22 protein-coding genes are annotated in these 22,040 nt (G+C 40.3%); 11 read left to right on the top strand and 11 right to left on the bottom strand.

Annotation, left to right across the window (positions count from 1 at the left end):
• Nucleotides 1-157: 157 nt before the first annotated feature.
• From GGR22_RS11480 to GGR22_RS11455, 6 genes are all read right to left on the bottom strand, one after another.
• A complete protein-coding gene (locus tag GGR22_RS11480; RefSeq protein WP_182493774.1) occupies nucleotides 158-4,105 on the bottom strand; it encodes a choice-of-anchor I family protein in 3,948 nt (1,315 codons plus the stop codon).
• Between the two features lie 196 nt (nucleotides 4,106-4,301).
• On the bottom strand, nucleotides 4,302-5,054 hold the full coding sequence (gene tpiA / locus GGR22_RS11475) for a triose-phosphate isomerase (RefSeq protein ID WP_121376575.1): 753 nt from the start codon (nucleotides 5,052-5,054) through the stop codon (nucleotides 4,302-4,304).
• A complete protein-coding gene (locus GGR22_RS11470; protein ID WP_182493773.1) occupies nucleotides 5,054-5,551 on the bottom strand; it encodes a TlpA family protein disulfide reductase in 498 nt (165 codons plus the stop codon). The genes tpiA and GGR22_RS11470 overlap by 1 nt, the downstream gene beginning before the upstream one ends.
• Before the next feature lie 97 nt (nucleotides 5,552-5,648).
• Nucleotides 5,649-6,725 carry an ABC transporter permease gene (locus GGR22_RS11465; protein WP_182493772.1) on the bottom strand — a complete coding sequence of 359 codons (1,077 nt, stop codon included), beginning with the start codon at nucleotides 6,723-6,725 and terminating at the stop codon, nucleotides 5,649-5,651.
• A 6-nt stretch (nucleotides 6,726-6,731) separates the two neighbouring features.
• Nucleotides 6,732-7,823 carry a MauE/DoxX family redox-associated membrane protein gene (locus tag GGR22_RS11460; RefSeq protein WP_182493771.1) on the bottom strand — a complete coding sequence of 364 codons (1,092 nt, stop codon included), beginning with the start codon at nucleotides 7,821-7,823 and terminating at the stop codon, nucleotides 6,732-6,734.
• A gap of 56 nt (nucleotides 7,824-7,879) precedes the next feature.
• Nucleotides 7,880-8,422, bottom strand: a complete 543-nt coding sequence (locus GGR22_RS11455) for a DUF1599 domain-containing protein (protein ID WP_121376571.1) — start codon at nucleotides 8,420-8,422, stop codon at nucleotides 7,880-7,882.
• Nucleotides 8,423-8,580: 158 nt separating this feature from the next.
• On the opposite strand from GGR22_RS11455, the gene GGR22_RS11450 reads away from it, so the two are divergent.
• Complete coding sequence (locus GGR22_RS11450; protein WP_182493770.1) at nucleotides 8,581-9,078, top strand: hypothetical protein; 498 nt, start codon at nucleotides 8,581-8,583, stop codon at nucleotides 9,076-9,078.
• A gap of 26 nt (nucleotides 9,079-9,104) precedes the next feature.
• Nucleotides 9,105-9,917, top strand: a complete 813-nt coding sequence (gene folP, locus GGR22_RS11445) for a dihydropteroate synthase (RefSeq protein ID WP_182493769.1) — start codon at nucleotides 9,105-9,107, stop codon at nucleotides 9,915-9,917.
• A gap of 224 nt (nucleotides 9,918-10,141) precedes the next feature.
• Here the strand turns inward: folP and rlmH are convergent, their stop codons facing one another.
• A complete protein-coding gene (rlmH, locus tag GGR22_RS11440; RefSeq protein WP_182493768.1) occupies nucleotides 10,142-10,615 on the bottom strand; it encodes a 23S rRNA (pseudouridine(1915)-N(3))-methyltransferase RlmH in 474 nt (157 codons plus the stop codon).
• Nucleotides 10,616-10,788: 173 nt separating this feature from the next.
• Here rlmH and nadC point away from each other — a divergent pair, with 173 nt between their 5' ends.
• The 4 genes from nadC to GGR22_RS11420 all read left to right on the top strand — a co-directional run bounded on the left by nadC (nucleotide 10,789) and on the right by GGR22_RS11420 (nucleotide 14,966).
• Nucleotides 10,789-11,646 (top strand): carboxylating nicotinate-nucleotide diphosphorylase, encoded by an 858-nt coding sequence (gene nadC / locus GGR22_RS11435; protein ID WP_182493767.1) that lies wholly within the window; start codon nucleotides 10,789-10,791, stop codon nucleotides 11,644-11,646.
• An 11-nt stretch (nucleotides 11,647-11,657) separates the two neighbouring features.
• The gene (locus tag GGR22_RS11430) at nucleotides 11,658-12,581 is read left to right on the top strand and encodes a YihY/virulence factor BrkB family protein (protein WP_121376564.1); all 924 of its coding nucleotides are present in this window, start codon (nucleotides 11,658-11,660) and stop codon (nucleotides 12,579-12,581) included.
• 527 nt (nucleotides 12,582-13,108) lie between these two features.
• On the top strand, nucleotides 13,109-14,254 hold the full coding sequence (tcmP, locus tag GGR22_RS11425; protein ID WP_182493766.1) for a three-Cys-motif partner protein TcmP: 1,146 nt from the start codon (nucleotides 13,109-13,111) through the stop codon (nucleotides 14,252-14,254).
• A gap of 1 nt (nucleotide 14,255) precedes the next feature.
• Entirely contained in the window at nucleotides 14,256-14,966 is a 711-nt protein-coding gene (locus GGR22_RS11420) for a DUF5131 family protein (protein ID WP_182493765.1), read from the top strand.
• A 28-nt stretch (nucleotides 14,967-14,994) separates the two neighbouring features.
• Here the strand turns inward: GGR22_RS11420 and GGR22_RS11415 are convergent, their stop codons facing one another.
• The 3 genes from GGR22_RS11415 to GGR22_RS11405 are packed head-to-tail and all read right to left on the bottom strand — an operon-like array spanning nucleotide 14,995 to nucleotide 16,627.
• A complete protein-coding gene (locus GGR22_RS11415; RefSeq protein WP_182493764.1) occupies nucleotides 14,995-15,585 on the bottom strand; it encodes a dual OB domain-containing protein in 591 nt (196 codons plus the stop codon).
• A 2-nt stretch (nucleotides 15,586-15,587) separates the two neighbouring features.
• Nucleotides 15,588-16,067, bottom strand: a complete 480-nt coding sequence (locus tag GGR22_RS11410) for a DUF488 domain-containing protein (protein WP_182493763.1) — start codon at nucleotides 16,065-16,067, stop codon at nucleotides 15,588-15,590.
• Nucleotides 16,068-16,078: 11 nt separating this feature from the next.
• The gene (locus GGR22_RS11405; protein ID WP_182493762.1) at nucleotides 16,079-16,627 is read right to left on the bottom strand and encodes a DUF488 domain-containing protein; all 549 of its coding nucleotides are present in this window, start codon (nucleotides 16,625-16,627) and stop codon (nucleotides 16,079-16,081) included.
• Between the two features lie 309 nt (nucleotides 16,628-16,936).
• Here GGR22_RS11405 and priA point away from each other — a divergent pair, with 309 nt between their 5' ends.
• On the top strand, nucleotides 16,937-19,387 hold the full coding sequence (priA, locus tag GGR22_RS11400) for a replication restart helicase PriA (protein ID WP_182493761.1): 2,451 nt from the start codon (nucleotides 16,937-16,939) through the stop codon (nucleotides 19,385-19,387).
• Here priA and GGR22_RS11395 read toward each other — a convergent pair.
• Entirely contained in the window at nucleotides 19,384-20,079 is a 696-nt protein-coding gene (locus tag GGR22_RS11395; RefSeq protein ID WP_056065783.1) for a LytR/AlgR family response regulator transcription factor, read from the bottom strand. The genes priA and GGR22_RS11395 overlap by 4 nt on opposite strands.
• A gap of 172 nt (nucleotides 20,080-20,251) precedes the next feature.
• Between GGR22_RS11395 and rpsF the strand changes: the two genes are divergently transcribed.
• The 4 genes from rpsF (at nucleotide 20,252) to GGR22_RS11375 (ending at nucleotide 22,022) form a co-directional block, all read left to right on the top strand.
• Nucleotides 20,252-20,593, top strand: coding sequence for a 30S ribosomal protein S6 (gene rpsF, locus GGR22_RS11390; protein WP_121376558.1), 342 nt, complete (start codon nucleotides 20,252-20,254; stop codon nucleotides 20,591-20,593).
• A gap of 5 nt (nucleotides 20,594-20,598) precedes the next feature.
• Complete coding sequence (gene rpsR / locus GGR22_RS11385) at nucleotides 20,599-20,895, top strand: 30S ribosomal protein S18 (RefSeq protein ID WP_002987043.1); 297 nt, start codon at nucleotides 20,599-20,601, stop codon at nucleotides 20,893-20,895.
• 63 nt (nucleotides 20,896-20,958) lie between these two features.
• Nucleotides 20,959-21,399 carry a 50S ribosomal protein L9 gene (gene rplI / locus GGR22_RS11380; RefSeq protein ID WP_121376557.1) on the top strand — a complete coding sequence of 147 codons (441 nt, stop codon included), beginning with the start codon at nucleotides 20,959-20,961 and terminating at the stop codon, nucleotides 21,397-21,399.
• Nucleotides 21,400-21,545: 146 nt separating this feature from the next.
• On the top strand, nucleotides 21,546-22,022 hold the full coding sequence (locus GGR22_RS11375) for a DUF6495 family protein (protein ID WP_121376635.1): 477 nt from the start codon (nucleotides 21,546-21,548) through the stop codon (nucleotides 22,020-22,022).
• Nucleotides 22,023-22,040 lie beyond the last annotated feature (18 nt).

Raw genomic sequence — 22,040 nt, 5'->3', positions numbered from 1 at the left:
AGGTTGTTTGTTGCCCGTTTTAAATTTCCCATAGAAGCCTTATCAAACGATAAGGCTTTTTTATTGCCTTATGTCAACCTCAGCCAATCTGGTGATAGCAAAAAAAAACCAGTTTCAGAACGAAACTGGTTTTTTGTAAAGGGAAGAAAGAAGGGGATTATTTGACCACGAGCTTTTTCGTAATTCCTTCAGCGGTCTTAACCAGGTAGATTCCGGTTGCCATTGAAGAAGTGTCGATGGTCAAGGCTTGTTTGGCTGTATGGATTAGTTTTCCGGTATAGTCGAAAACTTCGATATCGGCTATTCTATTGAAGTATACGATTCCGTCAACCGCAGGGTTCGGGAACAATACGAACGTTTTAGGCTCGTTTTCAAAACCTGGAGTTGAAAGATTTTCTGTGTTTATTTCAAATAAAGTCAATGTACCGCTGATTTCATTGGCTACTACGATATAATCTTTATTTGTTGGGCTGTCTGCCGCTTTGATATAGGTGATTCCTTCTGGACCGTGATCGCCGGCATAAGCAGAAACGCTACGGCTGTTTTTATAGTCTACAAATTTCACGTCGTTCGGGTTGGTCACATCATAGACCATAACACCACCGACTCTTTCTAGGCTGATAAAAGCAAATGTTTTTCCTGCAATTTCAGCAAGCGTAACGCCTTCAGGTTCTGGACCTTTAGCACGGCTTCTTACTTTGATTCCGTTATCCTCGTGATCGGCATTAAAAATCGGATTGATAGATGGTGTCATGGCTGTGTACATTTCAAAATCGTCGCCGCTGTCAAATACCAACTGTTTTGTATCCGTATTGAAAATCGAGAACGAACGTCCGCCAAGCGCGTAAATCTGTTCTTTTTCAGCGTCAGCATCAGTATTTCCTGAGAAAGCAGAAACTCTGAATCTTCCAGCATTGTAGCTTTGTTTTAGCATAGAAGCATTTGGATACGCAACAGCGTCTAATCCGTAGTTGTTATCTCCAATCGTAATTCTTTCTACAAAGCCAGTATATTCTTTTTCATCGCCTTCGTTAGCCGTTACGATAAAATTAGTACCGCCTGCAGTATAATTGGCAATTCCGTCAGGCTGGTAGAATGATTTTATAGGCCAGTTGGCAATCAAGATCTGTCCGTTGTTGTCTGAGATATCCGCTCCGTTACCCACAACGCTCATATCTTTAGTGCCTAAAGCCCAAAGAGCTGTATAGGTATTATTAGTCAGGTTGATTTCTACAATCGCGTTGTTTTCCTGCAAAGCAACCCATGCTTTTTGAGAATCAGCACTGATTGTGATGTATTCTGGCTCAAAATCTTGAGACATGGTGCTTGTCGATTTCAATTTTCTAACGCCGCTGGCAATAAGTGCCGTTTCTTGGGTGTTGTATTGCGTGAACAACATAGTCGTTACGTTAGCTTGCGTAAGAGAAGCAATGCCTCCCGAAATATCAATTACGCTTACAGAACCTTCTGGATCAACAGTATAGTCTGCGTTTGGCTGTCCTTCGTTAGCAGTCAATACTTTAGTGCCGTCTGGCGTAAACGTAATCATGTCTGGAAGAGCACCAACGGTAACTTGCTTTTGGAACACACCGTTAGTAGTGAAGAATACCACAGAACCGTTCAATGCTTCGTTTGCATTTGGAGAAGCTACGGCAACAATTCCGTTTTTAACCGCAACACTTGTCACGCCGCCGTAAGGATTCATGTCAATCGACTGTACTACAGATAGGGCAGCAGGATTCGAGAAGTCTACGATGTCAAGAAAACCAGCAATAGCGCTTGTCGTGAATAAACGTTGTGAAACGGGGTCGTGTACTACAATTTCGCATGTACTGTTGTTTGTTCCCGACGGATCAAAGCTTCCGATATAGTTCAATTGAATATCGTTGTTCGGGACTTTAGCCATCCTATCGTTGTCTTTAATATAGATCGTAGCCATCGGATTTCCTGTGATCGAATAGCCTACAGGATTTTCTAAGCTCAATACGAAATATTCCGCTTGTTGCTCTAAAGCCGTATCGTCGATAATCGGAATCTGTATCGTTTGTGTCAATGCGCTTGCAGAAGTGAAATTCAACGTGCGTGTCGCAAATGTAAAGTCATTCGAGTCAGCAGTATTGAATGCTGCCGGTTTCAAGACCAAGTCTACAGAACCTGTAGCCGCAGCCGCAAGATTGACAACAAAATTCAAAGTACCTGCATCTTCATTAACCGTTACAAAGTTAGAAGCCAAAGACAGGGTCGCATTAAAGCTGAAGTTGTAAGTATAAGGACAAGCCATAGTCGATCCGGCAGCATCTTGAATGTTGCTGATGACCAAAGCATAATTTGTAGCAGGGGCAAAAGGAGCAGAGAAAGTCAAAGTAGCTACATTGTTCGCTACCGTAACAGAAGCTAAGTTGGCTACGCCAGTATAATTAGCAAGATTCGAAGCCGAAGCTGTATTTAAGTTAGCATTGAACGTAATCTGAATTGTAGTGTTGTTCAATACCGAAGCACTTTGTACTTGCAATGAACTTGGGAAGTTCCAAGTCGGCCATGTTTGAGGAGCTGTTCCGCCTGCAACGCCCGTCCAGTTGGCAGGGTTTAGGATAGCCGCTTTTAAGACAGCAGGAGTTCCTGTTTGTACGCCGCTATAAAAAGCATTGACTGTATTTCCAGCATCGTTTCCAGGAGCAGTAGACGTATTTAACGCACTAGTTCCGTCAACCAATCCCGCTGGAAGCATTGAGATGCTGCCGCCGCAAGCCGTGTTTGCAGTTGCCCATCCGTTAGAGCTTAAAGCCGTAATATAGTTTGGAGCGGTATTCGTTCCAGAGTAAACGATTACTTGGTCGCCGCTTGAGCTTAGTCCAAAGCCAGAGCCTGTAACGGTTCCTTTGTTGGCAATCAAGGCAGAAGTCTGGATTCTGACAACAGAACCCGCAGGGATACACTCGTTAGCGCCAACCGTCCATACAATTCCGTTCGGACATTGTGCTGGCGTGTTAGTCGTATATTTTGAATCGGTAAACGTCAAGAAAGTACCCGGAAGGATATCTACAAACGTTACAAAAGCCACTTCGTCTTCTGTTCCAGAAGCGTTCATTCTATAGGCTACAAAAGCCAAATCTCCCGCCTGGAATTGTGTCTGTACCGCAATGGTAGTAAACGTGCTTGAGGTTGCAGCAGTAACCGCATTGCCGCTCAAGTCTTCTACCGTATTTGGAAGCAAGGCTACATAATACGCTTGGTTGTTGGCTAAATTTGAAGTTGGATTGATGGTGATTGTATTTCCTGAAATCGTCGCGTCAAACGGAACCACAGCTCCTGTCGCGTTGTTCAGGCGTAATGTTACCAAAGCATCTACATTCGTATTGTCGATAGCGGCATCGTTAGCCAATCGAATAGCTTCGTTGAAAGTAATAGTAATATCTGCAGCTACCGCAATGTTGGTGCTAGAATTAGCAGGAGCATATACCACAGTCGGTGCAGTAGTGTCGCCACCGCCCGCAGAAGTTCCTTCTATAGTGAAGTTGTCAAAACGATTGTTTCCTACCGTTCCGCCAGCTCCGACTTCGAATTCTACTTTTAATTTAAAATTAGGATTGTTGTCTGTGGCAGCAATGGCACTAAAATCTAAGGCTTCTAATGCAGGGTTGCCATTGTTTGGCGCGATTGTAGCAAAAGGAACAAAAGTAGTTCCGTCTACAGAGTATGACCATTTTTGGTTTCCGGCACCTGAGCCCGAACGACGTGAAGCGAATTTGACAATCACGTTTTCAAAACCAGTCGTAGGCAATGCAAATTGCAAAGCACCACCGATAGGGTCGTTAAAACGCAAGTGCGTTCCAGGACCATCGCCATTTCTGGCATTTAGGTTTTGCAAATCAAAAGCCTGTCCGGTTCCTCCGGCAAAGTCGATAACGCTGATTCCTCCAGCAATAGCAGTTAGCGAAGCTCCAGTGACAAGTGTCGATGTAGGAGTCGTGATAGCCGCTTCGGAAGCATTGTTGTTAAAATTCCAATAATGGATAAGGGTCTGCCCATAAGAAAATTGGGCCACAAAAAAGAGGATGAGCAACAGTAGTGCTTTCTCGATTTTTGAAGCGTAGTTGTGTGACATAAAGTATTTAGGTTGATTAATTCCCGCAAAAGTCACAAAGAGTTATTAACCAGCCATTACTGCCAGATAAACGAAAGTTTAAGAGAAGCTTTCCAAATGTTTTATAAACGTTAAGCCGTAACGATGGCTTAATATAGGCATAATAAAAAAGCCCAGAATACAAGTTCTGGGCTATAGTATAAAGTACAAGAATTGCTTATATCGCTGCCACTATCGCTGCAAAATCGGTCGCTTTTAATGCAGCACCGCCAATCAATCCGCCGTCTACATCCGGTTTAGAGAAAATCTCTTTCGCATTGTCTGGTTTTACGCTGCCTCCGTAAAGGATAGAAACATCTTCAGCCAAAGTTGCATTATATTTAGACGTAATCGTTTCTCTGATGAACTTGTGCATTTCCTGAGCCTGTTCCGGAGAAGCCGTTTCGCCTGTCCCGATAGCCCATACCGGCTCATACGCCAAGACGATGCTTTCCCAGTCTTTGGCTTCCAGGTGGAACAATCCGTCTTTTAATTGGTTTTCTACAATATTGAAATGATTGCCCGACTGTCTGTCTTTTAGCTCTTCGCCAAAACAGAAGATTACCTGCAATTCATGTTTCAAGGCCGTGTTTACTTTTTCTGCCAAGAGAGCATCCGTTTCATGGAAATATGCTCTTCTTTCAGAATGTCCCAAGATAACGATGCCTACGCCGATGCTTTTCAGCATATCCGCAGAAATCTCTCCAGTAAAAGCACCGCTTTCGGCTTGGTGCATATTTTGTGCGGCAACGCCGATGTTGGTAAATTCTAAGTGGTCTACGGCAGAAGCCAGGTTTACGAAAGTAGGCGCTACAATAATATGTGCTTCTACATCGTTCGGCAATTTATCAATAAGGTCGTTTAGTAAATCTTCTGTTTCTTCCGCGTTTTTGTGCATTTTCCAGTTGCCCGCAACAATCTTTTGTCTCATTAGTTAAGTTTTTTTAAAGTAGCATTTATTTTATCAAAATCGGTTTCGATGGCTCTGTAGATAGCAATCTTTCCTTTCTTGTCGATAACAATATAGCGCGGAATCCAGTCCAAGTCGATAGCTTTCCCGAATTTGCCTTTCATTCCGTCAGGCGCCAGATAATGCTCGCCTGTCAAGCTGTGCTTTTCGATTCCAGTTTTCCATTTCTCGGCTGTCTTGTCCATCGAAATAAAGACGTAGTCTGTCTTCGGACTTTTTTCCTGCATGTCTTTTACTTTCGGCATGGCCTTCACGCAGTCGCTGCACCACGAAGCCCAGATGTCGATCACGACAGTCTTTCCTTTATGCTTGTTTAGTATTTCTTTAAAAGAGATTTCTTTTCCGTCTAAAGTCTGCAATTTTTCAGCCAAGGCTTCTGCAGCGAATTCTGTCTTTTGAGCCTGAGAGCAAGATACGGTTCCCAAGACCACCAAAAGAGATAAGAGTATTTTTTTCATTGAGTTGTTCTTTTTTGAGATAAGCAAATATACTATTAAGTTTTTGAATACAACAACCCTGACAGGGTTCCAAACCCTGTCAGGGTTAAAGTTAAATCTATCCTAAACGAATCTTCGGATCCAAATACGCATACACCAGATCCACCAAAATATTAATCACCACAAAAGTAGTAGCAATCACGATAACCGAACCCATAATCACGGGCAGGTCTAAATTATTCAAAGCCTCTACGATTTCTTTCCCGAGACCGTTCCAGCCAAAGATATATTCCACAAAAACAGCACCTGCCAGCATCGAAGCAAACCAGCCCGAAATAGCCGTCACTACGGGATTCAAAGAGTTTTTGACCGCATGCTTCCTGATAATCTGAAACTCCGACAGCCCTTTCGCACGTGCCGTACGGATATAATCCTGCCCGAAAGTCTCCAGCAGCGAATTCCGCATCAACTGTATCACGACGCCTAGCGGACGGATACCCAAAACAATCGCAGGAAGCAGTATATTTCTCCACTGTATGTACTGTCCTTCGCCAAAATCATCCACCTCATACAAACTGCCCGTCATGTTCAGTCCCGTATACTCATGCAGCACAAAGCCAAAAAGCCATGCAAATAAAATAGCACTAAAAAAAGACGGAATGCTCATGCCTAACGTACTCAACAACGCAATCACCCTGTCGATCCAAGTATCCTTATAAAGAGCAGAAATAATCCCAAGCAAGATGCCTATCACGATAGCAATCACAATAGCAAACAATGCCAGCAGAAACGTATTCGGCAAGGTATTACCAATGACATCCGATACTTTCTTGCCGCTTTTCTGAAAGCTTTCGCGCAGGTAAGGCGTTTTTAAAACCACCTCATCATTGCCGATAGCAAAAAGCGGAACCGCATTGTATTTGCCTTCCGATAGAAACGTATAATCCCCCGCATTCTTGCTGTGGACAGAAATAGGCGAGAGGTCGTTCAGATAATACAGATACTGCGTCGAAATCGGCTTGTCAAAACCATACTTTTTCTTGACAATTGCCAGCTGTTCCGAGTTTTCATTCTGGTCGAGCATCATGCGTGCCGGATCGCCCGGCAGCACGTTAAATAAAAAGAATATGACCGTGACCACTCCAAAAAGCGTCAGCAGGGCATATCCTATTTTATGTAAGAGGTATTTGATCAAAGAAGCTTATTTTTTTAGCTCTGAATAATTTTTTTTCAAGACGTTCTGCAGTTCAGAACCCACAAATTTCTTTTCGTTGATGCCGTCCCATTCCTTGATCTTGTTGCCATTCCAAAGATAGATAACGCCCGGAGTATCCTTGCTCGTGCCTAAAAGCTTCCAGAACGGAATCACTTCCAAGACCTTATACGGATAATCCGCTCCCGCAAACTTGAAGAACTCCGGAATCTTTTCAGCCTCCTCATTCATAAACAGCACAGACACTTCAGGGAAGTTTTTATTTTTCGCCCTCATTTCAGTCAGCTCTTTTGCCACGTCGCGGCAATGGTCGCAGCCCGGAACAAAAAGACAGATGATTTTCTTGCCTTGGTCGGCCTTGCTGAAATACTGTGCATAGCCCGATTTTTGCGGAGCCGGCTCGTCGGTTGCCGGTTTAGCAGCCTCAACAGCAGTTGTCTCAGCCGTTTTGGTTTCCGTAGCAGGAACTGCTGAAGAATCGGCAGGCTGGGCAGGGAAGGCCTCTAAAGTTTCTATAGGAAGTACTGTAGCATCATCAGCCGTGTCTTCCACTGCTTTAGGCTGTATCGGTGCCAGCATAAAGATCATCAATATCGAAGCAAAAGTCACGGTCGTCAAGACCCAGAAATTCTTTTTATCGGTATTCTTAGGAAGCAAATATAAAAGATAGACCAAAAGTACTCCAGCGATCACGTTTTTGATAATCGCCTCAATCGGCGTCATAGGAAGCAAGCTCCCGAAACAACCGCAGTTGCCCGAATTGCCGCCGTTTTGTATCGTATCGATTGTCAAATGGGTCGTAAAAACAATCAGCATCAGCAAGGTAGCCGGAATAACGATTCGCTTTAAAAAATGCGGTTGTAATAACAAAAGCCCCAATGCAAACTCAATCCCGATCAAGATTCTAGAAAAGAATACAGCAAAATCTTCCGAAAAGCCCATCGGATACAGCTGTTTTACTTCAAAAGTAGAAATAGCAAAATAAGGAGAAGGATACATTTTTGCGACAGCCGAAATCAAGAACAAAAAAGAAATCAAGATCCGTAAGGCCCAAGGGAGGTATTTTTTTAGGTTTTCCATGATGTAAGTTTTCTCAAAAATAAAGCTTATGATAAATTCAATTTGTTAATGAGTTGTTATTTGGCAAAACCCATCAAGATCAAGGCAAAAACCGAGTAGTTGATCATGTCTTGGTAGTTCGCGTCAATCCCTTCAGAAACAATCGTTTTCCCTTTATTATCCTCTATCTGCTTTACGCGAAGCAATTTCTGCAAGATCAAATCCGTCAACGAACTTACCCTCATATCGCGCCAAGCCTCCCCATAATCATGGTTTTTCGCCTCCATAAGCGCTTTGGTCAAGGCCACCTTTTCATCATAAAGCTCCGTTGCCTTTGCCACGCCCAGATCCGGCTGCTCCACAACGCCCAAATCCAACTGGATCAGCGCCATGATCGAATAATTGATAATGCCTATGAATTCTCCCGTCTCGTCCTCATCCACCTTGCGTACCTCGTTTTCCTGCAAGCTTCTAATGCGCTGCGCCTTGATAAAAATCTGGTCGGTTAGCGAAGGCAGGCGAAGGATGCGCCAAGCGCTGCCATAATCCTGCATCTTGTTGATGAATAAAGTACGGCAAGTGCCGATAACGCTGTCAAATTCCTGAGAGGTAGTATCCATTATTGGTGTATATTTGTATGAAATTTGTCCAAAAATAGTGAAAAAAGAGTTAAGGCGAAAGGTAAATGCGATGGGCATGTACATTAATGCGATATAAAAAATACCGCAACTCCGAAAGCATTGGAAATTAGTAGTTAAAATTAAAATTTAGGAACGTAATGAAAACAATACAGCTACATTTTGTATTCCTCTTCTTAGCCTTAACAAGCAGTTGTATCGCGCAAGCGCAAGGTGCAACCACCACCCATGAAACCGCTGCCTATTCGATTACCTATCCCGCGAAATCCGAATTGAGAACCTATAAGAACGAAGAAAAAGACCCGTTCAAATCCCTCTTTTCCCTTTATGATTTTGGCAACAAGGCCATAGCCGATTTTTCTGGAATCTCATTGTCCAAATTAGACTGCTCCGGCATAGGAATTAAGGAAGTTATAAAAGTGACAGAACGCGGAAAAACAGTAACCAAAAGCTGGAACGAACATTCCCAATCCGCATTTGACGAACTCATCTATGAAGATGAGGGCTATACATTTGTAAAACATCTTTATATAGAAAAAGAGAACCTCTACCAACTTACGGGCTCGATTAAAACTGACATGTTTCCCGCCCATTATAAAGACATGCAAAAAATAATGGCAAGCTTCTTCCTGAAATAAACACAAGCCAAAAAAATACCTATCCAATGAACTGTAACGGAACCCTTATCGACCTGTCAACGCCCAAAGTAATGGGAATCCTCAACATTACGCCAGACTCTTTTTACGACGGCGGAAAAAACGACAGCGACCAAGCCATCATAGACAAAGTAAAACAGATGCTAGACGAAGGCGCCACCTTTATCGATATCGGAGCCTATTCCTCAAAACCCAATGCCGAATTCGTTTCCGAAGCAGAAGAACTCGCAAGGCTGCTTCCCGTAATCGACCTTTTGACAAAAGTCTTCCCAGAAATCATCATTTCCGTAGACACCTTCCGCAGCCAAGTCGCAGAAGTCGCCATCCAGCACGGAGCCGCCATCATCAACGATATAGCCGCAGGCGGACTAGACCCAAAAATGATGGAAACCGTTGCCAAATACAACACGCCCTACATCATGATGCACATGCGCGGCAACCCGCAGACCATGCAAAGCTTAACTGAATACGATGATATCGTCAAAGACATGCTGTTTTATTTCTCTGAAAAAGTAAGCCAAGCCAGAAGCTTAGGAATTAATGATATTATCATCGACCCCGGCTTCGGATTCGCAAAAACAACCCAGCAAAACTTCCAAGTAATGAACAAGCTCGAACTCTTCCAGATCCTCGAGCTCCCGATCCTGTCCGGCATCTCCCGAAAATCCATGATCTACAAAACCCTGGGAATCACGCCCCAAGAATCCCTAAACGGAACTACCGTGCTCAATACCATTTCCCTCCAAAAAGGCGCCAAGATATTAAGAGTGCATGATGTGAAAGAAGCTGTAGAAGCAATTAGATTAGTGGATAGTTTGTAGTGGAAAGTTGATAGTTGGAAAGTCGAAAGTTAGAAAGTCGAAAGTCAAAAGTCATAAAGTGGAAAGGTATAAAGTGGAAAGGCGAAGGATTATTTATGGTTTAAGATTTTAGATTTTGGATTGCTTGATAAATAAATTTGTTTATCCTTTACGACTTCCAACTTTCCAACCATCACAAATCACAAATCATAAATAACTACCAACTATCAACTTTCAACTATCAATTATTGGTGGTGGTACGGCTCCCCCCTCAAAATACTAAATCCCCGATACAACTGCTCAATAAAAAACAACCGCACCATCTGATGCGAAAAAGTCATTAGCGACAGCGAAACCTTCCCTTGAGCTTTCGCATAGACCGTTTCCGAAAAACCATACGGCCCGCCGATGACAAACACCAACGTCTTGATGCCCGAGTTCATCTTCTTCTGTAGCTCCTCCGAAAAACCGACGCTCGAAAACGACTTGCCATTCTCGTCCAACAAGATAAGTTGATCGGTAGGCGATAGCTTAGAAAGAATCAATTCGCCTTCCTTTTCCTTCTGCTGTGCTTCCGAAAGATTCTTCACGTTCTTGATATCCGGAATAATCTCCAAGTCGAACTTGATATAAAACGATAACCGTTTCTGATAATCATCAATCAAAGCCTGAAGCGACTTATTATCCGTTTTGCCGATGGCGATAAGTTTGATATTCATTTTAAAGAAGCTAAGATTATAGGCGCTAAGCCACTACGATCGCGCAACAAAGATAACGCTATCCCATCAAGAATTCAAAAAATAGAAACCCCCAAAACACGAGCAATTAAAAACAACAAACCCTGTACAAGTCTAAAAGAATTTATTATTTTAGCTTCCATTAAAACAATACCATGATTTCAGAAGCCCAGTTTCAGAACGAATTACAACTCATCATACAAAACGGAATCCGTGAAGACGTAGGCGACGGCGACCACAGCTCACTAGCCTGCATTCCCGCAACCGCACAAGGAAAAGCCAAGCTATTGGTCAAAGACCAAGGCATCATAGCCGGAGTCGAATTTGCTAAGATGATCTTCAACTACGTCGACAAAGACCTAAAAGTAGAAACCTTTATCCAAGACGGAACACCCGTTAACTACGGCGATGTCGTCTTTCACGTAGCCGGAAGCTCCCAGTCCATACTCAAATCAGAACGTCTCGTGCTCAACGCCATGCAGCGCATGTCGGCCATTGCCACCAAAACCAAAGCCTTTGCCGACCTTTTAGAAGGCACCAGCGCCAAAGTACTCGATACCCGAAAAACCACGCCCGGTATCCGAGCCATCGAAAAATGGGCCGTAAAGATAGGAGGAGGAGAGAACCACCGATTTGCCCTCTACGATATGGTCATGCTCAAAGACAACCACATCGATTTTGCAGGAGGCATCACCAAAGCCATCCAAAAAACCAACGACTACCTCAAGGCAAACAGCCTCGACCTCAAGATCATCGTCGAAGCCAGAAACCTAGACGAAGTACGCGAAATCCTAGAATCCCAAAACGTACACAGAATCCTGCTCGACAATTTCGACTACGACACCACCCGTACCGCAGTAGCCCTGATCGGCACCCAATGCCAGACCGAATCCTCCGGAAACATCAACGAAAAGACCATCCGCAACTATGCCGAATGCGGCGTGAACTATATCTCCTCAGGAGCCCTTACGCATTCCGTCTATAATATGGACCTTAGCCTGAAAGCCATCTAAAACAAGACCAAGTGACCAAGATAATCGAAGACAAGCTCGAAAAGATTCCCGTAATACGCCCGCTGATGCACCTCACGCAGCGCATCAAGCTCCCGTGGCTCGAAGGACTCTCGTTCTACGACCTCCTAGAGCTCTACTTTATCGGTATTGCCAAAGGCGCCTTTTCCTACCGCGCCAGTGCCATTGCCTTCAGCTTCTTTATGGCCCTTTTTCCGTTTGCGCTTTTTATCCTGAACCTGATTCCGTACATCCCGATTGAAGGCTTCCAAGCCGACTTCCTGAAATTCGTCGAAGAAAGCGTACCGCCCAATACCTACGAAGCCATCTATAAAATAATCAACGACATTCTCAACAACAGCTACAAAGGACTCCTTTCTTCCGGTTTCCTGCTGTCCATCTTTTTGATGGCCAACGGTGTCAATGCCATACTCGGAGGCTTCGAGATATCAAGACACATCACCGTCACCCGAGGCTTTTTCCGCCAATACGCCGTAGCCCTGGGCATTGCGATCATATTGTCGACCCTCTTGATCGTGACCGTTTCCGCCATCGTTATTTTCGAATACATCATACAGCGCATGAAAAGCCAAGGCGTCTTTGACAGCATCAACCTCGTCAGCATCGGACGTTTCGTCTTCGTCGGACTCATGATCCTCACCGCCACTTCCATACTCTTTAAGTTCGGAACCAAGCAGACCCGCCGCAACTCTTTTTTTAGTATCGGCTCCATCTTTACCACCGTACTCATTATCCTGACCTCCTTTATTTTCGGAATTTATGTTGTCCGTTTCGCAAAATATAACGAACTTTATGGCTCTATCGGAACGCTTCTTATTTTGATGATCTATATCTGGCTCAACTGTATGATCCTGTTGCTCGGTTTTGAGCTAAATGGTGCTATTAATAGGCTAAAAAGGAAGAATTTATTTAATTAGCGATTTCGAGCAATACTGCTCTTGCACAATTCGCGAAGCGTGAACCCGATTACCGCCAAATGCCGTTGCTTTTCTCCTAAAAGCGCCCAGCGGCTACCCTAAAAAACAGACATTTTACCTATGGCTATACTACAGCCATACCGTACCCATACCGTATCTATACCGTATTTTCTGGCAGTTATCTCCCAGTTATCTCCCAGTCTCCTTCGGAAAACCTTTTGATAATGTATTAATGTATTTTTCAAAAGAGGGATTGATTGGAAAGGAGAGTGGAACGAAATTGGAATAAAAGCTCTTTTGATTTTGAATCTGAGTAACTTAGTGTTTTTATTGTAACTTTTTGAAAATGAGGAAAACCGCATAAAGGTTTTTAGTCAGTGGTTTACATTTAAGAGATTTTTCCCTACATTTTGTCGAATATTCGCAAAAGGTCAAATAGTATTTAATAAATTATCGTAAAATTGGGAATAATAATGTCTATTAAAACGATAATTTTATAAAAATATAAATTTTAATCTACTTATATCATGGCAACAACAAATGTGGATGATTTTTTTAAACAACAGACTCCATCATCAAGAATTAAAGCTAATATAGTTGCTGATTATTTTCCAAAGTACTGTAAGATAATTAACAAATCTAAACAAAAGGAAATTAGATATGTTGATTTATATGCGGGACCTGGAAAATATGATGATGGAAATTTTTCTACACCTTTATTAATAGGTAAAGCATGTGCTTCTGACGAAGAACTTAAATCATTAGTGTATTTAATGTTTAATGATAATGCTTACAGTGAAAAACTTAAACAAAACTTTTTAGAACATTTCCCAAACGGTACATTTAAGAATAATCCTATTTTTGGAAATAAAACTGTTGGAGATGATGAACAGATTACCAAGTATTTAACGAAAAAATGGGGTAAAACAAATCAGTCGCCTACACTTCTATTCGTTGATCCTTTTGGGTACAAAAGTATAAATACCAATGCTCTAGCTAATTTTATGAATGGTTGGGGAAATGAAATTTTTTTATTTCTTAACATAAAAAGGATACAAGCGGCATTAGACAATAATAAATTTGATGAGTTGATGACTTCCCTTTTTCCCACAACAGTCGAAAAATTAAGAATGGATAGAAAGTATAAATCATCTGTTCATGAAAGGCTAAGCTTAATCGTTGATAATTTGTTTGAAGAATTTCAAAAAGTGACAACTGGTACTCTTTATCATTGCCGTTTTAAATTTAAGGAAGAAGATAGTATTGGAACGAGTCATTATATTATTCATTTTACTAAACACCATAGGGGTTATGACTTAGTAAAACAAATCTATCATGAATTTGATAATATTGGAGCTTCGCTAGAAAAGGATGGTAACTATACTTTTGATGCAAAAAAATTAGATATCCCAGAAAATTGTATATTTGATTTTGGCGATAGTAATGTTGAATCATTAAGTAAAATATTATTAGCTAAATATTCAAGAACTACTATCACTGCAAAAAAACTTTTTGAAGAACACCAAAAGACGTCTCAATTTGCAGGTCCTCATTATTTAAAAACGCTCCGTAAGATGGTTGAAGATAATATGGTCGAAGCAAAATACTTAGATGGTAAACAACACAAAAAGACTGTATTGTTAATTGATAACTGCGAACTAAAATTTAAATAATATGGCAAATTCATCCATAGAATGGACAGAAATGACATGGAATCCTACAACTGGTTGTTCAAAAATTTCTGCAGGTTGTAAATTTTGTTACGCAGAAATAATGACACGCAGATTAAAAGGAATGGGTCAGGAAAAATATAAAGATGGATTTAAGATAGTAAAGCCCCATTATGAATCTCTAAAAACTCCCTATACTTGGAAAAAACCTAAAATTGTTTTTGTGAATTCAATGAGTGATCTGTTTCATCCCGCAATACCACTAGATTATATAAAAGAAGTGTTTAAAGTTATGAATGATAATCCTCAACATGTTTTTCAGGTCCTTACAAAAAGAGCTGAAAGATTAGCAGGAGTACATTATGAACTCAAATGGACTCATAATATTTGGATGGGAGTTTCTGTTGAAGATAATAGGGTTGTTGATAGGATTGATTTTTTAAGAAATACTAATGCAAAAGTCAAATTTTTGTCGCTAGAGCCTTTAATAGGTCCATTACCCTCTTTGGATTTACAAAACATAGATTGGGTAATAGTTGGAGGAGAGAGTGGGTATAAACCAAGGGCAATGGATCCTGACTGGGTTTTGGATATTCATGATCAGTGTAAAAAAGCTAAAGTCGCATTTTTCTTTAAACAGTGGGGAGGAAAAAATAAAAAAGCAAGTGGAAGATTGCTTAACGGTAAATTTTATAATGAAATGCCAGATTATTAATTTAGATAATACGTTGAACAATTTATTTCTAATTATACCATCCTGATAATTGTAAATAACATCTTTCTTCTCCTTTTAAAGGCCACCATTTTGCTAATGATACTCTAATTAAAGTGCCAGAATTAATTATGGATACTGGTTTTTCAATACCTTTATATGGCAACCTTTTATTTAAGAAAGTGAAATTTTGCTTATATATGTAATAGTTATCTTCGTACACTAGATCTTTATCGCATTTCCAAAAACCCACACTATTTAAAGGAGTATTTTTTTTATCATTTAAATATCCACTTTTATTTTCCCATTTAAGAAATGAATCAAACAATACTGTTGGATCACCCTGCCATATTTTACAATGTTTAGTGATGTATTCATTTAAGTTTTGTATGTCTTTTATGAATTTTCCACTTGTTATTTGTACATCTTCAATATGTGGGGGAATTCCTGGGCTGCATATATAATTTAACTCCCAAACCTGTCCAATTTTAAATGGAGTATTTGATGGTTGATATCCGCCATTAGACCGCATAAGTCTGACATATTTATTTGTAGCAATTTCAATAGCTCCAATACAAAAATACTCGCCCCATTTAGTTTTTGCTACAATAATAACTTCCATTCTTATAAGTTTTTTACATTAAAGTCGTATTTACTATTTAATCTTTTTACTATTAAGTGTCTGTGACAAGCAGTATGTTTTTCCTCTACACAAAAGAAAACAATATTTTTTTTATTGTTTTCTTCTAATTTATCTATTAAAATATCAAAATCAAAAATATCTAAAATTAGACTGTTATATTTTTGAATAAATAATTTTCCTAATTCTTCCCTGTTTTTTTTTAGTTCTTGTTTTTGTAAATCTTCATTTTTTTGAAAAAGTCTGATTTCGGTTGTAGGAGCTAGGTTTAATTCATGTATATAATCTATTCCTAATACTTTTAGTTTTTCTTGAAGTTTTGTGCTATTTACAAATCCATATTTTGAACCTCTAACGCCTCTTCTTTGTCTTACGTCGATAAAAGTATCAATTTTGGAAGAAATCAATTTGTCAAAAAAAGAAAATTCATTTGATCCATAAACACCAATTGTGTATATATTCATTTTATTAAAATTTAATAATTTTTTTTAGATGTAAAATTGGTTTCTTCTCCAAATAAATTTGAGGTATTTTTGCCTTTGGTAATTTCTTCAAATACTTTTTCTTGTTTTTTTACTTTATGCGTAGAGATAATATGCTGCACAGATATTTTATATAATAACATTTCTTGCCCTATTAATTTACAACGATGACAATCTTCTGGTTTTGTTTCGCTACATAATAATGCTACTGTTAGATTTTCCTTATTAGCATCAATTAATAAATTAATACCAGCTTGGAAAAAGCTTTTTTCTCTAACTAAATTGTATTGAACTTTTCCGTCTATGTAGCAGGTTATGTCATCTGGTAAGCCTCCTAAATAATTACCTAAAAAGACATAAGTTATTCCTTCGGAAGCTAGGTCTATTTCAAGAGAATTTTTATTATATTGTGGATAAAATTTTGAATATGGTTTTGATCTTACATCAAAAACATATTCAATATTAAATGAATTAAGTTCTTCAATTAATGTTTTTAAGTCTTTGTTACCGTGTCCAATAGAATATATAGATGACTTAATCATAAAAATAAATTGTAATTTTGAATAAGTTTATAAAGATAAAGGTACGATTTTATTATCTCTAAAAATAAATTCAGAAAGCAATTATAATATTTTATTGGTATTATTAACCCTTTATCAGAGTTTTATTTTTAGTGTGGTTGGTTTGTTAGAATGGCTAGCCAAAAGAATTCTTTGATTAACTAAATGTCCAATGTAAAATGATAATAAAAAAAGGTAAGGCATAATATATGACTCTCTTTTTTAAGAGAACTACAAAAAATCAAAATTCAATCCAAAATCCTATCTTTGTATAAACCAAAAAGCCTTTAAATGTATTTTGTAGAAGTCATTCTTCCCCTGTCACTGTCCAAAACTTTTACCTATAAAGTTTCAGAAGCAGAATACAACTACATCAAAAAAGGAATGCGTATTGCAGTGCCTTTCGGCAAAAGCAAGATCTATACGGCGCTGGCAATCGAGCTCCATCAAAACGAGCCCACGCTCTACGAAGCCAAAGAAATCCACCAGATATTAGACGAGTCGCCTCTTGTGACCGAAATCCAGATTGCCCATTGGCAATGGATCGCCTCCTATTATATGTGTGCCATCGGCGATGTATACCGCGGTGCTATGCCGTCGGCCTTTCTGCTCGAAAGCGAAACTATCATTTCGCAAAAGCAAGATGCCGTAGTCGACGAGCTGCAGCTTACCGACGAAGAATTCCTGATTTACGATGCCTTGCAGCACCAAAGCTCGCTCAAAGTACAAGACATCATCGCTATCGTAGGCAAGAAGAACGTTTTTCCCATTATCCAAAAACTGATCGACCGCAATATCTTGGTACTCCAAGAAGAAGTCATAGAACTCTACAGGCCAAAGCTCACGCGCTACATCCGCCTGCACCAAGACTATGCCGCCGAAGAGAATCTGGTAGCGCTTTTAGACAATCTGAAAAACGCCAAGAAGCAAAAAGACATCCTGCTCAGTTATTTTCAGCTCAATGCTTCGCAGAAGAAGCCCATTTCCGTAAAGCAATTGGTCGAAAATTCAAAAGTCTCGTCCACTGTCGTAAAAGCATTGGTAGACAAAAACATTTTTGAAGAATACCACCTGCAAGAAGACCGCGTTTCTTTCGATAAAAACCAAAAAGAAAAGAACCTGCAGCTAAGTACTGCCCAGCAGCAAGCCTTTGACGGAATCGCCGCCGCCTTTACCGAAAAAGACGTATGCCTGCTGCATGGCGTGACCTCCAGCGGCAAGACCGAAATTTACATACAGCTTATCGAAGACTATCTGGCAGCCGGAAAGCAAGTACTTTATCTCCTGCCCGAAATTGCCCTTACGACCCAATTGGTCGGCAGGCTTACGTCTTATTTCGGAAACCAAGTAGCCGTCTTCCATTCCAAATACACCAACAATGAACGCGTAGAAGTCTGGAGGCAAGTGCTAGAAAATTCGCCAAAAGCCAAGATCGTGATAGGAGCGAGGTCGGCACTCTTTCTGCCGTTCCAAGAGTTAGGACTTATTGTTATAGACGAAGAACACGAGCAGACGTTCAAGCAATACGATCCCGCTCCAAGATACCATGCCCGCGATGCGGCTATTGTTTTAGCGAATTCCCACCAATCAAAAGTGCTTTTAGGTTCTGCCACGCCAAGCCTGGAAACCTATTTTAATGCGGCAAGCAACAAATACGGCCTTGTAGAAATTACCGAACGCTTTGGCAACGTCATGATGCCCGAAATCGAGCTGGTAGACCTCAAAGACAAATACTTCCGCAAAAGGATGAAAGGCCATTTTAGCGATACCCTTTTAGAAAACATGGCAGAAGCCTTGGCTTTGGGAGAGCAGATTATCCTATTCCAAAACCGACGCGGCTATTCGCCTGTATTGGAATGCATCACCTGCGGCCACGTGCCCGAATGTCCCCAATGCGACGTCAGCCTGACGTATCATAAAAACAAAAACCAGCTCCGTTGCCATTATTGCGGCTACTCTATGGCCAAGCCGACCAACTGCCACAACTGCTCCAGCGTAGACCTGACAACCAAAGGTTTCGGAACCGAACAGATTGAGATGGAACTCGCTTCGTTGTTTCCGGAAAAGAAAACCGGACGCATGGACCAAGACACCACCCGCGGCAAATACGGCTACGAAAAGATCATCGATAGCTTCAAGAACCGCGAAATAGATATCTTGGTCGGAACCCAGATGTTAGCAAAAGGATTGGACTTCGACAATGTGTCCTTAGTCGGAATCATGAATGCGGACAATATGCTCTACCATCCCGATTTTCGTGCCTTCGAAAGAAGCTACCAGATGATGACACAGGTATCGGGCAGGGCAGGACGCTCCGAAAAAAGAGGCAAGGTCGTCATCCAGACCTACAATCCGAACCACAATACCATCCAGCAGGTTACCAACAACGATTATATCGGCATGTATAAGGAGCAATTGTACGACCGGCACATCTTTAAATACCCTCCTTATTATAGGCTGATCAAGATTACGCTCAAGCACCGTGATTTCGACAAGCTGAAAGAAGGAGCCATGTGGCTGTACCAAGTCATGAGCCAAAATCTGGACATGCCTGTTTTGGGTCCGGAAGAACCCGCCATAAGTCGCATACGAAACGAATACATCCGCACGATCATGATCAAGATTCCGCAAAACCAGCCGTTGGGAGGCATAAAAAAAACTATCCAGAAAATGCTGAATAGTTTTGAAGCGGTACCGCAATACAGGCCGATAAAGACGGCCGTTAATGTCGATTTTTATTAGGCCGAAGCTAAGGCTTTCACCAAGTCTTCTTTTTTGTTTCTGCTCAATGGGATTTTAGTCACGCCGATCTCTGCAAACTTGCTGTTGAATTTGTCTACCTTATCAATATTGATAATAAAGGACTTGTGCACGCGTATAAAACGCTCTTTAGACAAATCGTTCTCAAAAGACTTCATGGTCGACAATACCAGATGGTTCTCGTCTTCGGTAACCACCTTTACATAGTCGCCATACGCCTCGATCCATTTGATTTTTGACGTAAAGATCTTCAGTTTCTTAAGATTGCTCTTGATAAAGATATGCTCGCTGTCTTCGTCGATATTTTCTTTACGCAACAAATATAAGTCCATGGCTCTTTTTACGGCAGCATTAAAGCGCTGTGGCGAAATAGGCTTTTGGAGATAATCAGTAGCATCATAATCGAACGCCTTCACGGCATATTCTGCTTTAGAAGTAATAAAGATAATCTGCGGTTTTACTTTTAAACCGTCAAGCAAATCAAAACCGTTAATGACGGGCATTTCGATATCGAGAAAAATAAGGTCTACCTCTTTATTGGTAAGACAATTCTTTGTTTCTATGGCATTTGAAAAATCGCCCACCAAATTCAGGTTCGGATGATTGGCAACCAGCTTGGTTACCGTCATTCTCTGAATGGCACTGTCATCCACTACGACACAATTCAATTTCATAATAATCGGAATTTATAGATTGGGTACGATAAATGTAGGATAATTTTTTTATAAAAAAACAATCTTTTGCCCGTTTTTTTGTACTTCGTCGAATATAGTCATTTTTCGCTTGCAGATTAAAAATAAATGGTTACTTTTGCACCCAATTTTATAACAAATAAAATATATTATTATGAATCATTATGAGACTGTTTTCATCTTGAATCCCGTTTTATCTGAAGTACAGGTAAAGGAAACAGTAAGCAAATTCGAAGATTTTCTTACTTCCAGAGGAGCAGAGATGGTATCAAAAGAGGATTGGGGCCTAAAAAAAATGGCGTACGAAATCCAACACAAAAAAAGTGGTTTTTACCATTTATTTGAGTTCAAAGTAGCTCCTGAAGTATTAATCGCTTTCGAAACTGAATTCAGACGTGACGAAAGAGTTATGCGTTTCTTGACTGTAAGTCTTGATAAACATGCAATTTCTTGGGCAGAAAGAAGAAGAGCAAAATTAAAAGCAGCTAAAGCGTAATTATTATGTCAACGATCGAACAATCAGCAAAAGGAAAAAAAGACGGAGATATCAGATATCTAACGCCTTTGAACATAGAAACTAACAAAACTAAAAAGTATTGTCGTTTCAAAAAATCTGGAATCAAATATATCGATTATAAAGATGCAGATTTCTTATTGAAATTCGTTAACGAACAAGGGAAGATTCTTCCACGTCGTTTAACTGGAACTTCATTGAAATACCAAAGAAAAGTGTCTGTAGCTGTGAAAAGAGCAAGACATTTAGCTTTAATGCCATACGTGGCCGATTTACTAAAATAATAAAAACAAAGTTGTTGGTTTCTCGTCAAACGGAACCTAACTTCTCTTAATAAGGACAACAACATGGAACTTATATTAAAAAAAGACGTACAAAATTTAGGCTTTAAAGACGATGTAGTAACTGTGAAAAACGGATACGGTCGTAACTTTTTGATCCCACAAGGTTTTGCTCAAATGGCAACTCCTTCTGCTAAAAAAGTATTAGCTGAAAACCTAAAGCAAAAAGCTCATAAAGAAGCTAAAATTGTTGACGATGCTAAGAAATTGGCTGAAGCACTAAAAGCTCTTGAAATCAAAATTGCTGCTAAAGCAGGTGGTGAGAAACTTTTCGGTTCTATCACTAACATCGATATCGCTGAAGCTTTAGAGAAACAAGGTCAATCAATCGACAGAAAATACATCACTTCTGGAATCGTTAAACGTACTGGTAAATATACTGCTAGTGTTAGATTACACAGAGATGTTATCGTTGAGTTGCCTTACGAAATCGTAGCTGAAAAATAATATTTTCAAGTACTGAAATACAAAAGTCCCGATGCAAGTCGGGATTTTTTTTTAAATTAAAATAGCTTTAAGCAGAAAGCTATAAGCATTACGCAGTGAATGCTTAGAGCCTAAAGCCTATTGCTTACAGCTTTAAAGCATACATAATGAAATACAGAAGACTAACAAAAGAGCAATTCGAAGCGCTTCATCAAGAATTTGCCAATTTCTTGGCTACGCAATCAATCGATAAAAAAGAATGGGATACGATCAAGGCAGAAAAGCCTGAGGTAGCCGAACAAGAACTAGATGTGTTTTCAGACCTGATCTGGGAAGGCGTACTGACAGGAGCACACTACTTAGAGCACTTTTCTAAAAATTATATCTTTCTTTTTCACTGCCAAGAAAAAGTGGTGAAGTCTATCGTTTTGAAATCATTGGTACAAGAAGTCGATTTTATGACTAGAGAAGGTTTGCAGTGGCTGAGCGACAATATGTTTACCGAAACCGTAGAAATCAAGCTAGGCCAAAAGGACTATGAAGAAGAAAGAAACAGTTCGATCTTCAACCTGATCCAGCAAGGCGCTATCTTGAGCGACGGCCAATTATACCTGCAAATTAATGGCATAATTCAGGCTTCATAAATACAAATATTTAGTAGA

This window comes from Flavobacterium gossypii (assembly GCF_014138495.1).
Taxonomy (GTDB): Bacteria; Bacteroidota; Bacteroidia; order Flavobacteriales; family Flavobacteriaceae; genus Flavobacterium; species Flavobacterium endophyticum.
Note: the sequence above shows the minus strand (reverse complement) of the source record. Positions and strands in the feature narration are given on the sequence as shown.